The organism is Vibrio splendidus 12E03 (assembly GCF_000272105.2).
GTDB lineage: Bacteria > Pseudomonadota > Gammaproteobacteria > Enterobacterales > Vibrionaceae > Vibrio > Vibrio splendidus_I.
Genome location: NZ_AJZD02000014.1, coordinates 11,783 through 26,857, shown reverse-complemented (window position 1 = coordinate 26,857; position 15,075 = coordinate 11,783). Strand labels below are relative to the sequence as shown.

Here is a 15,075-nt window from a genome sequence, read left to right as displayed (position 1 = left end):
ATGGCTAGAATGAAATTTCTTTGTGACACCAAGCGTTGTATCGAATGTAACGGTTGTGTCACTGCATGTAAGAATGAAAATGATGATGCTCTGGAATGGGGTATTCAACGTCGTCGCGTTGTGACATTGAACGATGGCGAACCGGGTGAAAACTCTATCTCAGTTGCGTGTATGCACTGTACTGATGCGCCATGTATGGCAGTTTGTCCTGCAGACTGTTTTGAACATACAGAAGACGGCATCGTACTTCACAACAAAGATCTGTGTATCGGTTGTGGTTACTGCTTGTTTGCTTGTCCGTTTGGCGCACCTCAATTCCCTAAACAGGAAGCGTTTGGTGAGCGCGGTAAGATGGACAAATGTACCTTCTGTGCTGGCGGCCCAGAAACAGAGCCAGGTTCTGTTGAAGAGCGTCAAAAGTACGGTGCGAACCGTATTGCAGAAGGCAAACTGCCAATGTGTGCTTCGCTTTGTTCAACCAAAGCACTGCTAGCGGGTGACGCAGAGAAAGTTTCTGATGTTTTCCGTCAGCGTGTAGTTGAACGTGGTGCGAAAGGTGCAGGTTGGACAGACGGCAACGACCTTTCTTACGATGCGACTAAGAGCTAAGTAGGAGAGACATATGCTTACAATGTTTAAGCGTCTCTTCCTTGTTGTGCTGCCGATGTTGGCAGCACTAACAATGCTTTCTCCTATGAGTCATGCATCTGAGACGAACTCATCACAAACTCAATCGAGCTCTGCTCAACGAGAAATCACTCAGCTTGCTGGTGCCGATTTTTGGCGACAAGTAAGAAATGGTGAAGAAGGTTACACCACATCTCAATCGGCTGAGCACGGTGTGTTAATCAGTACTCCAGGTCAAACGTGGTACATATTGAAAGAGAAGTGGATGTCACCAGCCGGTGCTGTCGCGATCTTTGGCAGTATTGCTTTTGTGACTTTGATGTACGTTGTGATTGGCCCGCTAATGCTGAGTGCACCAAGAACAGGTCGTAAGATCAAACGTTGGTCTCGACTTGATCGTGCATTGCACTGGAGCATGGCGTTTACCTTCTTAACACTGGCGTTCAGTGGTTTGATGTTGGTTTACGGTAAACACTTCTTGAAACCTTATATCCCGACGGATCTATGGGGTTTCATCGTTCTACTGGCTAAGCAGTATCACAACTACATCGGCCCGATTTTCTATGTACTGTTGATGGCGGTTCTTATCAAATGGTGGCGTAAGTCGATCTTTAAAAAAGTCGATATTCAGTGGTTCTTGAAATTAGGAGGTATGGTAGGGAAACATAAAGGTTCTCACCCGTCTGCAGAATTCTCAAATGCCGGTGAAAAAGCGCTGTTCTGGCTACTTATCGTAATGGGTAGTGTCGCTGCGATCAGCGGTTTGGTATTGGACTTCCCAATCTTCGGTCAAACTCGTCGTGATATGGAGCTTTCAAACTTAGTTCATATGCTGGCAGCTTTGATTCTTATCTGTGGCTTTGTGTTCCACATCTACATCGGCTTGTTCGGTATGGAAGGTGCACTAGAAGGCATGGTAACCGGTGAAGTTGATGAGACTTGGGCGAAAGAGCACCATGACCTTTGGTACAACGAAGTAATGGAACAAGAGAAAAACGGCGTTGAACAAAGCGCAAATGCCACAACAGAGAAAACGGAAGGGGTGAATAAGAATGAACAAACCTCATAAAGGTATTTGGGTTGCTTACATCCTAAGCTGCTTTACACCATTTACGTGTCTTATCTCTGGTGTGATTGCGATTATCTACGCAGGCTACCGTTTAGATAAAGGCGAAGATGGCGAAGTAGTGGATACCCATTACTACGGTTTGATCCGCTCGTTCTTCTTGAACCTGACGTTCTTCGTGGTGCTTATCGTAACGGTAGCAACCTCAAACGGCGTGTTAATTGGTGTGAACGATTACTGGTATCAAAACCATATTATCGATGACATCGCTTACTACATTCCATATGTAGGCATGTTGTTCGGTGGTGTTGCGATTGTGGTTTGGTTCATCCGCATGTATCAAGGTATGCAGCGTTTAAGTCAAAACCTACCGCAAAACCCGTCGACAGGACCAAACCTGTAGCGCTAACGCGTTAACGACATACCTAAAGAAAGCCCAGTGATTCATTTCACTGGGCTTTTTGTTTTTAAGTCTCTAGAACAGTAAATAGTTTTCGGCGGCTCCCTGCATCAGAACCTACTCATTGACCGCTTCAATATGGTGCAACTCCCTTATTTGGTGCAATTGTCGATGTGATTTTTTCTATTTTCAAGAACCATAAAAGTGCACCTAAATATTTAGACTCTAATAATCAATAAGTTAAAAATAAAACCTGTTGCACGAAAATTACCCTTCACACTTGGAACGCATCTTGCGTTCACTGTTGAGTCTTTAATTAATTACAACATTGAATCGCACGATATCAGTGCAAATCAGATAAAGCGAAGGAGAATGCTTTAATGAGTGAAACGGTGACTCAAGTTCATAGTGCAGTACAAACCCTTACCCAAAGTTCAGATACTTTATTCCTATTACTCGGTGCAATCATGGTCTTCCTGATGCACGCTGGCTTTGCGTTTCTCGAAGTCGGTACCGTCCGAAAGAAGAACCAAGTCAACGCGCTGGTTAAAATCCTTTCCGATTTTGGTGTCTCCGCAATCGCTTATTTCTTTATCGGTTACTGGGTTGCTTACGGCGCTCACTTTTTTGCCGACGCTGAAACGCTCTCACAAGGTAATGGATACGAACTGGTTAAGTTCTTCTTCCTAATGACCTTCGCAGCCGCAATTCCAGCCATCGTTTCAGGCGGTATCGCGGAGCGCGCGCGTTTCTATCCAATCCTAATTGCAACGTTATTTACCGTTGGTTTCGTATATCCATTTTTCGAAGGCATCATTTGGAACGGTAATTTTGGATTCCAAGATTGGTTAGAAGGTCAGTTTGGTTATGGATTCCATGACTTTGCGGGTTCAGTCGTGGTTCACGGCGTTGGCGGTTGGATCGCTTTGGTTGCCGTTTACTTCTTAGGTATGCGTAAAGGTCGCATCCGCGCGGGTAAACACACTAACTTCGCACCATCGAACATTCCTTTCCTGGCATTAGGCGCGTGGATCTTATGTGTGGGTTGGTTTGGCTTTAACGTGATGTCTGCACAAGCAATCAACGGCATCAGCGGCCTAGTGGCGATGAACTCACTGATGGCAATGGTTGGTGGTATTCTGGCGGCGCTTGTTGCAGGTAAAAATGACCCAGGCTTTATTCATAATGGTCCTTTGGCTGGCTTAGTAGCAATTTGTGCAGGGTCAGACTTAATGCACCCATTAGGCGCTCTGATTACTGGCGGCGTGGCGGGCGCTTTGTTTGTTTACCTATTTACTTACATGCAAAACAAAACACAGATTGATGATGTATTGGGTGTATGGCCTCTACACGGCGTATGTGGTGCCTGGGGTGGCATTGCAGCTGGTATCTTCGGCCAACAAGCTTTCTGGGGTCTAGGCGGCGTGAGCTTAGCTTCTCAGTTGATTGGTACAGTCGCAGGTGTTGCAGTTGCTGTCGTCGGCGCGTTAATCGTATACGGTGTGTTGAGCAAACTAACAGGCCTACGCTTAAGTGAAGAAGATGAGTTCAACGGTGCGGATCTTTCTATCCATAAGATCTCTTCTATCAACGAAGACTAACGTTATTCACTTGGTGGGTTAAAGCACATCAAGTAGACAACTGTTGAACAGAACTAAGCGGCTTCGGTCGCTTTTTTGTTTCTATGGATAGCAAAACAGAGAATTTGAGTAACAACCACCACAACTATCAAGCGAGTTATGTCACAAATAGCCAATGAATTCAGTTGCCTAAGACTATGGTCTAATCCCCAAAACTATTGTTGGAATTTGAACAGTGCTAAGCTGTTACAAAGTGACATATCTAAAAGGACGTTATATGCATTTCCCATATCGAAATATCGTAATTCTTACTGGCGCTGGCATCTCTGCAGAGTCGGGGATACAAACATTCCGAGCACAAGACGGGCTATGGGAAAACCATAAAATCGAAGATGTCGCGACACCTGAAGGGTTCGTAAAAGATCCTGACCTGGTACAAGCCTTCTATAACAAGCGTCGTCACGGCCTGCAAAGTGAGAGCATTCAGCCAAATTCAGCCCACAAGGCGCTAGGAGAGCTCGAAGACAAGCTTGATGGCAAAGTTACCATCATTACTCAAAACATCGACAATTTGCACGAGAGAGGCGGTAGCAACAACATTATTCACATGCATGGTGAACTTTTAAAAGCGCGTTGCAGTGAATCCAATCAAGTTGTAGAGCACAAAGACGATATTGAAACGGGTGAACTTTGTCATTGCTGCCAAATCCCTGCACAAATGCGTCCACATATTGTTTGGTTTGGCGAAATGCCACTAAGAATGGGTGACATCTATTCAGCACTCGAAGAAGCCGATCTCTTTATCTCTATCGGAACTTCAGGGGTAGTTTATCCCGCAGCAGGCTTTGTACATGATGCAAAAATGCATGGTGCGCACACAATAGAGCTCAATCTAGAACCAAGCGCGGTTGAAAGTGAGTTTGAAGAGAAACGTTACGGTAAGGCGAGTATCGAGGTACCTAAACTCGTCGGGGAATTGTTATGTTCAGAGAAAGGTTCTTTAACGGCCTAAGCCTTGTCTTTGATAAAGCACATCAGTTTCTGAATCTGAAAAAAATAAAGCGGCTTACGCCGCTTTATTTACTTAACTGATTAACTAACGATAACTTAGTTGTTCACTTTAAGTTTTTGGAAGTACTTGTCATAAATGACGCTCGCTTCACCAACTTCATCTTGCCATACACCGTTATCCATCACTGCTTGTGGTGGGAAAACGTTCTTGTCTTCAGCAAATTCTTTTGGAAGAAGAGGGTAAGCGGTTTTAACTGGAGTCGGGTAGCCGATCTCTAGAGCAATTTTCGCTGCGTTCTCTGGGCGAAGAAGGAAATCGATCATCTTATGAGCGGCTTCGATGTTCTTAGCACCAGACGGAATCGCTAGGCTGTCCATCCAGAAGATAGCGCCTTTCTCTGGCCAGATAATGTCAATCGTTGCGCCTTCTTGGCGTGCCATGTAAGCAGAGCCATTCCAAAGCATACCAAGTGACACTTCACCCGCTAGGTAAGGGTTCGCAGGGAAGTCTGAGTTAAATACCAATACGTTTGGCATCAACTTACGAAGTTCTTCGTACGCTTCTTTGATTTCTTCTGGGTTGGTTGTGTTTGGAGAGTAACCCAGTTTAGATAAAGCGATATGGAAAACCTCACGAGAGTCATCCATCATCATCAACTGACCTTCCCACTGTGTATCCCACAGGTCGCCCCAGTTTTTCACTGAAGACTTGTCTAGCATATCTGAGTTGATACCAATGCCCGTTGCACCCCAAATGTATGGGATTGAGTAGTTGTTGCTTGGGTCAAATGGCTTATCTAAGTAATTTGGATCCAAATCAGCAAAGTGGCTTAGCTTAGTTTTATCAAGCTCTTGAAGCATGCCTTCTTTACGCATCTTAGAAACGAAGTAAGTAGAAGGAACCACTAAGTCATAACCCGTACCTTGAGTTTTTAACTTAGCGTACATGCTTTCGTTAGACTCGTAAGTAGAGTAATAAACTTTAATGCCCGTCTCTTTTGTGAAGTCTTCTAGTACTTCATTTGGAATATATTCAGACCAGTTGTAAAAATACAGTTCTTGGTCAGCTGCGAAAGAGGGTGTAGAAAGTAAAGTAGCAGCACACAATGCGCCGGTATACAGTGTTTTTTTCATTACTGTTCCGTTCATTTGTTTGATTTGGAGCTGGGTAGTGAACCCAAAGTAAAAGGATTTCGAAAAATCGCGCTATATTATAGCAGCGATATAATAAAATAGGCAGCCTAAGCTGCCTATTCATTGATATTCTTATTTTTAACTTATTGATTCTCTACGTCGGCCTGTGAAGTAAACCAGTTACTTAGTCGCCATAAGATAATAAGCTAAATTACTGACCTGCTTTAAGTTTCATGAAGTAATCTTCGTACTTCACTGTCTTATCGCCAACCGCAGCTTGCCATTCAACACGATCAAGGTCTTCTTGCGATGGGAATAGCGCAGGGCTGTCTTTGAACTTCTCGTTAGACGCTTTAACGGCTGTTAGGTAGCCAGTATCACGAGAGATTTGCTCAGCAATTTCAGGGCGAAGTAGGAAGTCGATCATCTTATGAGCTGCTTCTACGTTTACTGCGCCAGAGCTAATCGCAAAGTTATCAACCCAACCGATACCGCCTTCTTTAGGGAAAACCAGTTTGATTGGTAGACCTTCGTTTTGCGCAGCAGCAGCAGAACCGTTCCACAGCATTCCTAGACCCACTTCACCAGACATGTAAGGCGCACCTGGGTTGTCTGAGTTAAATACTAGAACGTTCGGCATTAGTTTTTGTAGCTCAGCGTACGCCTCGTCGATCTCTTTTTCATTTGTTGTGTTACCAGAGTAACCTAACTTACGCAATGCGATGTGGAACACTTCACGAGTGTCGTCCATCATCATCAGTTGACCTTCAAGCTCTGGCTTCCATAGATCAGCCCAGCTTTGGAAATCTTCTGGATCGTACATGTCAGTGTTAACAGCAAGACCTGTGATCGCAACTACGTGTGGAATAGAGTAGTCGTTACTTGGGTCGTACGGCTTATCTAGGTAGTTAGTATCTAGATTCTTGAAGTTGTTCAGCTTAGTTTTGTCGATCTTTTGTAGCATACCTTCGTCACGCATCTTAGATACGAAGTAAGTCGACGGCACAACTAGGTCGTAGCCTTTGTTGTGTGTTTTTAGCTTTGCGTACAGGGTTTCGTTCGACTCGTAAGTCGAGTAGATAACCTTGATACCAGTTTCATCAGTGAACTGTTCTAGAATCTCACTGTTGATGTAAGGTCCCCAGTTCATGAATACCAATTCTTTGTTATCTTTTGCAAATGATGGTGCAGATAACATTGAAAGCGCACATGCACTACCAGCTAATAGAGTAGCCCATTTTTTCATTGACGTTAGCTCCAAACTAAACGTTGCCCGAAAGCAGTAGATAGAAAAACAGAATGGCAATTTACCATTCTGTTTATGATTAACACTTTGTAGAACATGAAGTTTGTTAACTTCTTATCAAGTTCGTCTCTGTATAGAGTAGGAGACTTACTTGATCTTCTCTCTCGCTAGTAACTGAGAAATAATCACCAGAACTAACGACACCACTAACATCACAGTTGCTAGGGCGTTTACCTCAGGAGAGATACCCACTTTAACCATTGAGTAAATCTTCAGTGGCAAGATTTCATACGTTGGGCCCGTTACGAAAGAGCTGATGATCACGTCGTCCAAAGACAGTGTGAAGCTCAATAACCAACCCGCAGCTACCGCTGGCTTAGCAAGAGGAAGGATGATCTGTTTTAGAATCGTCCACTCGCTTGCACCTAAATCTTTTGCAGCTTCTAACATCTTCACATCAAAGCCATTCAAGCGACTGTAAACCGTTACAACAACAAACGGTAGACAGAACGTAATATGTGCTGCAAGTAGGGTAAAGAACCCAAGTTGCACACCCATTACCAAGAATAGCGCAAGAAGCGAAATCGCCATTACGATATCTGGTGACATCATTACGATGAACAGCATGCCATTGACTACGCCTTTACCTTTGAATTGGTAACGGAATAGGGCTACTGCTGTCAGGCTTCCGACAATCGTTGCAGCTGTTGCAGAGAACACCGCTACGTTAATCGAGTGCCACGCAGCCTGCATTAGGCTGTCGTTGTTAATCAGCGCGTCATACCACTTAGTGGTGAAGCCACCCCATTTCATACCAAACTTATTGGCATTAAATGAGTTCGAAATCAATACGATAATAGGTAGGTATAGAAAAGCGTATACCAGCGCCATAAAGCTGAACTTAACTGTGCGACCCATTAGTCTAGCTCCACTTTCTTGTTCAATAGCTTACCTGCTCGGTAGTAGGCATATAGCATCACAGCCATTGCCATGGTCAGTGCGATACTCGTTGCTGCGCCGAACGGCCAGTCTCGAGCGTTGAGCACTTGGCTCTTAATCACGTTACCAATCAATAGGTTCTTAGCGCCGCCTAATAGGTCAGAGATGTAGAACATGCCTAGCGCAGGAAGCAGTACTAATAAACAACCACCGATGATGCCAGGCATCGTTAGGGGAAGTACCACTTTCAATAGCGTTTGCAGTTTGTTCGCACCTAAATCTTTCGCGGCTTCTAAATACGTATCATCCAGTTTTTCAATCGCTGAATACAACGGCAGAATCATGAAAGGCAGTAGGATATACACCAAACCGATCATTACTGCGGTTTCTGAGTACATGATACGTAGCGGCTTATCGATAATGTCTAATGCTAACAAGCCTTTGTTCAACACACCTTGAGTACCTAGCACCACTTTTAGTCCGTAAGTACGGATCAACGAGTTCGTCCAGAATGGCACAATCACTAGGAACAACATGATTGGACGCCATTTCGCAGGCATTTTTGCCACGATGTAAGCGAACGGGTAACCAATGATTAAACAAAGTAGGGTTGCGACAATCGCCATATAGAAAGAGTGCATCAGCACTTTAAAATACAACGGGTCAGCCAAACGCACGTAGTTATCGAGAGTGAAGGTCATCTCGATCAAGTTCGCTTCGTCACGAGTTAAGAAACTAGTACCGATGATCATGATGTTTGGAATCATCACGAACAGCACTAACCAACCTGTGATTAAAGCAACAATCGCGTTTTGTAAATTAAACTTCTTGCTCATCTTTTAATACCACTTCCCAGCTCTCAACCCAAGTTACTGCAACTTTTTGGCCCAGAGAGTGATCAACATCAGGGTCATCTTCGTTGAAGAATTCGCTAACCATGACACGCATACCAGATTCAAGTTCTACCACTGAATCCAATGTCATGCCTTTATAGGTTCGCTCGACAATGTGGCCAACAATACCGCGTTGCTCAGACTCTTTGATTTCTTCGATACGAAGATCTTCAGGGCGAAGCAATACTTGCAGTTTTTGACCCGGTGTTACGTCTTTATCGTGATAGATAACCGACTCTTCACCTTCGATTGTCGCAACAATGCGTTTTTCATCTAGACGAGATTTCGCTGTCGCTTCGAATACGTTAATTTCACCAATGAAGCGCGCTACAAACAGGTTCTTAGGCTCTTCGTAGATCTCTCTTGGTGTGCCATCTTGTTCAATCACGCCATCACGCATAACAATAATACGGTCAGACATAGACAGCGCTTCTTCTTGGTCATGCGTTACAAAAATGAACGTGATACCAAGTTGACGCTGTAATTGTTTTAGCTCGATTTGCATCTGTTTACGTAACTTGTAATCCAGAGCAGATAGAGATTCATCCAATAGAAGAACTTTTGGCTTATTAACGACAGCACGAGCGATTGCGATACGTTGCTGTTGGCCACCAGATAGCTGGTGTGGTTTTCGTTGTGCCATTTGTTCTAGGCGCACCATTTTTAAAGCATCCATTACACGAGGTTCAATCTCGCTGCTTGGTACTTTCTGCATGCGTAAGCCAAATGCCACATTGTCGAAAACGGTCATATGCGGGAATAGGGCATAGCTTTGGAATACAGTGTTTACATGCCTTTGTTCAGCAGGAACTTGGGTTACGTTCTGTTCAGCTAATAGTATTTGACCACTATCTGCCGTTTCAAAACCCGCAATCATTCTTAGTACGGTTGTTTTACCACAACCTGATGGGCCTAAAATCGTGAGAAACTCACCATGATTTACGTTTAAATCAAGATTGCCGATGACTTCCTTACCATCGAAACTTTTACTAATGCCAGTTAGCTGTACTACTGGCTTTCCTACTGATTTTTTAGCGTTCAACGTCTGTTTTTCTCCACCTTGGTTCTATTTGAGACCTGTTGCTATACACCTTTAAGGCGCGCATCATAATCACCAAAAACGTGAATTCAAAGCATTTTTTACCTTTCGAAGATAAAAAATTTCGCAGGTAAAAGTAAACATCCTTTACCATACTGTTATTTACTGGGTTTACACCCCGACAAGTGTCTAATTATTAACCATTAAGACGCAAAAGCAAGCCTTGTTACAGATTCATATTTTAGTTTGTATCCGACATATGAGTATAATGAAGGTAATTTTTTATCAATAAGTTAGGTCGCTTCGTTTAATTGGCGCACCTAGGTATCAATATGAACAACGACATCGAAAAAGATTTTAATTTGGGCGGTAGTATCAACCGTGCACTTTCCGGCGATTATGAGCTCAAAGCAACGGCTGTATTCCAAGAAGCTTGGAAACATACGATAAGTCACTTTCTTTCGTTTTCCCCTGCGATTGTTGCTCTGATGTTCGTGCAACTGGCTATCTTTTATATCGCACTAAAACTGCAACTGGGTGACCCTGCGGTTATCTTAGATGCGGTTATCGATCCTGAGGCGTTTACACCACAAATCGTTGAATCCATTTTTATTGCCAACTTCAGCTACGAAGTGATCAGCGCGCCTATCTATGCTGGCATCTGTTTGATGGCGATGAGCCACGCAGCTGGCCTACAAACTAAAGTGCGTCATATTGGTAAAGGTTTGCAGTTCACGGTTCCTGTTATTCTGGTGACTTTGTTTAGCCTAATGCTGCAAGGCATCGCAGGTATGATTCTGCCGTTCTTATCGATTTACTTCTCGCTAGCGTTCAGCCATTCAATTCTGCTGATTTGTGATAAGAAAGTGCCGCCAATGCAATCGCTGCTGCTTTCATTACGTGCTGTGAATAAGAAAATCTTCACCGTTGCATCTATCTACTTACTCGTTATGTTGATGTTCATCGTCGCTGCAATGATGTACGGCATTGGTCTGATCTTCGTTTTGCCTTTCTTCTTCCATGTGAAAGGGATTCTTTACCGCGAAATGTTTGGTATCAAACTTAAGGTGATTGCTTCTGAGCACCCGAAGAGTGATGACGATAATAACGACGATAACAATAAAAACCCGCAGGTATTCGATGCGTAATAACGTTCAAGCAAGCTCAAGTAAATCTCTTGCACTAAAAGTGACGGCACTTGCCCTTGTTGGCTCGATCTCATTAGTTGGGCCACTTATTTACCAACAAGAAGAAGAGCGACGTCGTGCAAGTAAGACAAGCCAAGATTCTGAACAGCAGTTCGGCAACTTAACCGAGGCTTCAAATACACCGAACTTTGCAGCCATTGAAGATGTAAACGAGAAAAAAGACACCTTCTTTTCGTATTTACGTCCAAGTATCAATATCGAAAACAAACGCATCACTAAAGAGCGTGCGTTTTTAACTAAGCTCTCTGAGTCTGGTTTAAGCAATATTGATTCTGAAGACACGTCTTATGCGAAAAGGTTAGGGAAGTTGTACAGCCTGCCAGTACCTAATGAAGGTTTGGATCAGGCATGGCTGACAGAGATGCTTAACCGCGTGAATGTGCTGCCAGAGGCGCTTGTACTGACACAAGCTGCGAATGAGTCAGCTTGGGGAACGTCACGTTTCGCTACTAAAGCCAACAACTATTTCGGACACTGGTGTTACACCAAAGGTTGTGGCCTTGTTCCGCTACAACGTAACGAAGGTAGCTCGCATGAAGTCGCAACATTCTCTTCAAGCCAAGAATCTGTACATCGTTACTTCATGAACCTTAATCGTAATCGTGCTTACGCCGATCTAAGAGCGATTCGAGCAAAACTTGCTGCCCAAGGTGATGATCTTTTAACAACCACAACGGCGACAGAGCTCACCAATGGCTTGTTAAAATATTCTGAGCGAGGTTCCGACTATGTGACTGATTTACAAGCTATGATCCGTCACAACGAGGTATACTGGAAAAAGTAACTCATTTTGATACCAACTTGGTTGCCTTCGGTAGTCGGCTTACACCAAGTAATATCACAAAAAGAGCAGCTCATTGGCTGCTCTTTCTATTTATAAACGCTCAACTTCGACAAGATTATAATAATGAAAAAGACAGCACTCGCTTTATTAGCCTCATTAAGCCTTGGGGTTTCTCTTCCTGCTTCAGCGCAAGAATACATGTTCACGTATTCTAAACTTTATACTCAGCTGAAAAATAACACCAAAGAAGGGCATGATGATGTCAAAGTTGCGGTCTTCTTTGTTGATCAACAAGCTCAGCAAACCTGTCACATCAGCAAAGCTTGGATGGAAAAAGAAGAGCACTACGAAGAGCTAAAAGTCTCTTCATCGAATGAACTGCTTCTGCCGGTAGATCAAAACCTGCGCTCAGCCAACCCTCTTATTTTTGTACAAACACAAGAACAAGAGTGTGCGTACTCGTTGGTCGTTATGACACAAGAACCTTTAGTTGGAACTGTTGAAGTTGCACAGATAGAAAGCCTATTACCACAGATGCAGGCGATGCTTGAAGACGTCAGCGGCATGTTCTCTGGCTGGTTCACGCCAGATATCCAAGGGTTAACGCTGGAGTTCGCAAATAAGCTTGAAGGTAACATCGAGCTTTCAAACGGCAAACAAATACCAATCAAAAAAGGGCGAGCGAAATTCACCTTAGCGGAGTTGAATGGAACTGAGAGCATCACGCTGCCAGAATCAACAGTTCGCGTATTGCCGTACATTCCCGCGCAATAGTTTTTTATGGAATAATTGTTAGCGAAATCATTTCCCTAAGCTTTCGTTACATACTTTAAAGCAGCCTAATCGAATAAGAGCAGGCTGCTTTTCTTTATCTGCGATAGAAACCGAGATCTTGCTAAGACACGTTTCTCCATCCGCAGAGAGAGCTTATCGCACAATAAAAGCAGAATCTTTCAAATACTCAGCTTGTTTATCCTACCGTTACTATTTCAACATGAAATAAAAATCCGTATAATCCACGCCCTAAAACAGTCCCACTAGCAATCTACAGTCGGTAATACGACGGTGTGAGAGTCGCAATGAACCAAAACGATAATAGAAAAGAAACACTTGAATTCAACAAACTTCAGAAACGTCTGAGAAGAAATGTTGGAAATGCCATCATCGACTACAACATGATCGAAGAGAATGATGTGGTAATGGCATGTATTAGTGGCGGTAAAGATTCATTTGCGATGCTAGATATTTTGCTACGTTTGCGTGAAGCAGCACCAATCAAATTTGATGTTGTTGCGGTAAACCTAGACCAAAAACAACCTGGGTTCCCTGAGCACATTCTTCCTGAGTACTTTGAAACGCTGAACATTCCTTACTACATCGTAGATAAAGACACGTACTCGGTGGTTAAAGAGAAAGTGCCAGAAGGCAAAACAACGTGTGGCCTATGTTCTCGTCTTCGTCGTGGTACTTTGTACTCATTCGCAGAGAAGATTGGCGCAACTAAGATCGCACTTGGTCACCACCTAGACGACATCGTTGAGACCATGTTCCTTAACATGTTCCACGGCGCTCGTCTTAAGGCTATGCCTCCTAAGCTTCGTTCAGATGATGGTCGTAACGTTGTTATTCGTCCACTGACTTACTGTCGTGAAACGGACCTAATCAAATACGCAGAACACAAAGAGTTCCCAATCATTCCTTGTAACCTATGTGGTTCACAAGAGAACCTACAACGTCAGAACATCAAAGCGATGCTGATTGATTGGGATAAGAAAACACCAGGTCGTGTTGAGAAAATCTTTAAATCAATTCAGAACGTAAGCCCAAGCCAACTGGCTGACCGCGAATTGTTTGATTTCGTGAACCTTCCACTAGACCGTAGCGGCGAACGTGAAGAGTACGAATTCCAAGAAGCTGAAATTTCATCTTCTAACATCGATGAGTCAATGTTCATCGACGTGACTAACGTATAACGAGATGAATATCGGTTGAGCTATTTAGTATAAGTAGCGATAGACAAACAAAAACGCCTCAGCAATGCTTGAGGCGTTTTTTTATGAGTTGAACTTGTAGTGAAGTTCTGTGCTTAAACGACTTAGCCTTTCGAAAGGTTCGGGTCTAACGGGCTAACATAACCAGACGGCTTAAGAGCCAACACGTCACAGTTAATCTTATCGATCACATGCTCTGCAGTATTACCAATAAACACGGCAGATAAACCAGTACGACCCGTTGTCCCTAGAATTACCATAGCGGCGTTATTTTCAGACGCGACGCGTGGAATCACATCTTCTGGTAAGCCTTGCTCAACGACAGTTTGCTCTTCACACATACCGTGTTTCTGACGCAGTGCCTTCATTGCGGTTAAGTGATGGCCGCGAACGGCGTCAGTGTAAGACGTAGGATCAAACTCAGGCAGTTCGATAGTGATATTAGCCGGTGTCACAGGATATGCGTTAACCAAGAGTGGTTCTGCATCCAAACGACTTGTGATTTCAAGTAATCTATCAACCATCGTATCGTTAAGCTCTAGGTGAGCTTCTGTCTCTGAGCCTACGTGAACTGAAGCAAAGATCTTCGCGTTATCAGGCCAGAAATCATTTTTAACCAGTAGCACAGGGCTAGGGCACTTTCTCAACAGGTGCCAATCAGTTGGTGTGAAGATAACTGATTCTAAGGTGTCGTGTTTACGCGTCCCTTTAATCAAGATGTCGTGTCCACCACTGTAGACCTCAGCAATGATCGCTTCGTATGGGCGATTATGCCAAACCACTTGAACGTTAAATTCGATGGAATCATCAAGGTAAGGTTCTGCGACTTTATTCATCCAGATTTCGCGCTGGTGAATCACGCCTTTACGCATTGCGTCTCTCTCATCGACAGAGAGCATAGATGTCATTTCATACGAGAAGTCATATATAGACAAAAAGAAAGTGATGTGGCTTGTTGAGGTGCTTTTCTTGGCAAGTTGGATAGCACGAACTAGAGCAGGTTGCTCATCGTGATTAATGTCTGCGACAACTAAAATTTTGTTATAGATACTCATAACTAAGCCTACTTTTCAGACCGAACATATAAATAATGTAGCGTAGTTATGGGGAGATTAAGAGAAATAAAAGAGGTTTTAAGAGAGAAACATGATGTAGCT

15 protein-coding genes are annotated in these 15,075 nt (G+C 43.6%); 9 read left to right on the top strand and 6 right to left on the bottom strand.

All coding sequences use genetic code 11. The features are described 5' to 3' along the window. The 5 genes from fdh3B (at nt 1) to cobB (ending at nt 4,685) form a co-directional block, all read left to right on the top strand. Nucleotides 1-609, top strand: coding sequence for a formate dehydrogenase FDH3 subunit beta (gene fdh3B / locus A142_RS01965; RefSeq protein WP_004742271.1), 609 nt, complete (start codon nt 1-3; stop codon nt 607-609). A gap of 13 nt (nt 610-622) precedes the next feature. Next, nucleotides 623-1,696, top strand: coding sequence for a formate dehydrogenase subunit gamma (locus A142_RS01960; RefSeq protein WP_019824638.1), 1,074 nt, complete (start codon nt 623-625; stop codon nt 1,694-1,696). Further along, the gene (locus A142_RS01955; RefSeq protein WP_004742273.1) at nt 1,680-2,096 is read left to right on the top strand and encodes a hypothetical protein; all 417 of its coding nucleotides are present in this window, start codon (nt 1,680-1,682) and stop codon (nt 2,094-2,096) included. Before A142_RS01960 ends, A142_RS01955 begins: the two co-directional genes overlap by 17 nt. Before the next feature lie 377 nt (nt 2,097-2,473). After that, nucleotides 2,474-3,694, top strand: a complete 1,221-nt coding sequence (locus A142_RS01950) for an ammonium transporter (RefSeq protein WP_029405600.1) — start codon at nt 2,474-2,476, stop codon at nt 3,692-3,694. A 256-nt stretch (nt 3,695-3,950) separates the two neighbouring features. Continuing rightward, a complete protein-coding gene (gene cobB / locus A142_RS01945; RefSeq protein ID WP_019824637.1) occupies nt 3,951-4,685 on the top strand; it encodes a Sir2 family NAD+-dependent deacetylase in 735 nt (244 codons plus the stop codon). A gap of 95 nt (nt 4,686-4,780) precedes the next feature. Here the strand turns inward: cobB and A142_RS01940 are convergent, their stop codons facing one another. From A142_RS01940 to potA, 5 genes are all read right to left on the bottom strand, one after another. Then, nucleotides 4,781-5,818 (bottom strand): extracellular solute-binding protein, encoded by a 1,038-nt coding sequence (locus tag A142_RS01940; RefSeq protein WP_029405599.1) that lies wholly within the window; start codon nt 5,816-5,818, stop codon nt 4,781-4,783. 211 nt (nt 5,819-6,029) lie between these two features. Further along, on the bottom strand, nt 6,030-7,064 hold the full coding sequence (locus A142_RS01935) for an extracellular solute-binding protein (RefSeq protein ID WP_017059628.1): 1,035 nt from the start codon (nt 7,062-7,064) through the stop codon (nt 6,030-6,032). A 147-nt stretch (nt 7,065-7,211) separates the two neighbouring features. Further along, complete coding sequence (gene potC, locus A142_RS01930) at nt 7,212-7,982, bottom strand: spermidine/putrescine ABC transporter permease PotC (RefSeq protein ID WP_019824635.1); 771 nt, start codon at nt 7,980-7,982, stop codon at nt 7,212-7,214. Beyond that, the gene (potB, locus tag A142_RS01925; RefSeq protein ID WP_017632481.1) at nt 7,982-8,839 is read right to left on the bottom strand and encodes a spermidine/putrescine ABC transporter permease PotB; all 858 of its coding nucleotides are present in this window, start codon (nt 8,837-8,839) and stop codon (nt 7,982-7,984) included. The genes potC and potB overlap by 1 nt, the downstream gene beginning before the upstream one ends. Next, complete coding sequence (gene potA / locus A142_RS01920) at nt 8,823-9,938, bottom strand: spermidine/putrescine ABC transporter ATP-binding protein PotA (RefSeq protein ID WP_019824634.1); 1,116 nt, start codon at nt 9,936-9,938, stop codon at nt 8,823-8,825. The genes potB and potA overlap by 17 nt, the downstream gene beginning before the upstream one ends. 329 nt (nt 9,939-10,267) lie before the next feature. Between potA and A142_RS01915 the strand changes: the two genes are divergently transcribed. The 4 genes from A142_RS01915 to ttcA all read left to right on the top strand — a co-directional run bounded on the left by A142_RS01915 (nt 10,268) and on the right by ttcA (nt 13,900). Then, nucleotides 10,268-11,083, top strand: a complete 816-nt coding sequence (locus A142_RS01915; protein WP_029405598.1) for a hypothetical protein — start codon at nt 10,268-10,270, stop codon at nt 11,081-11,083. Further along, nucleotides 11,076-11,927, top strand: coding sequence for a glucosaminidase domain-containing protein (locus tag A142_RS01910; RefSeq protein ID WP_029405597.1), 852 nt, complete (start codon nt 11,076-11,078; stop codon nt 11,925-11,927). Before A142_RS01915 ends, A142_RS01910 begins: the two co-directional genes overlap by 8 nt. Nucleotides 11,928-12,050: 123 nt before the next feature. Beyond that, the gene (locus A142_RS01905) at nt 12,051-12,701 is read left to right on the top strand and encodes a DUF2987 domain-containing protein (protein ID WP_019824631.1); all 651 of its coding nucleotides are present in this window, start codon (nt 12,051-12,053) and stop codon (nt 12,699-12,701) included. 305 nt (nt 12,702-13,006) lie between these two features. Then, the gene (ttcA, locus tag A142_RS01900; protein ID WP_017632476.1) at nt 13,007-13,900 is read left to right on the top strand and encodes a tRNA 2-thiocytidine(32) synthetase TtcA; all 894 of its coding nucleotides are present in this window, start codon (nt 13,007-13,009) and stop codon (nt 13,898-13,900) included. Nucleotides 13,901-14,022: 122 nt separating this feature from the next. Here ttcA and uspE read toward each other — a convergent pair whose 3' ends face one another. Then, nucleotides 14,023-14,973, bottom strand: coding sequence for a universal stress protein UspE (gene uspE, locus A142_RS01895; protein WP_019824629.1), 951 nt, complete (start codon nt 14,971-14,973; stop codon nt 14,023-14,025). Nucleotides 14,974-15,075: the final 102 nt, after the last annotated feature.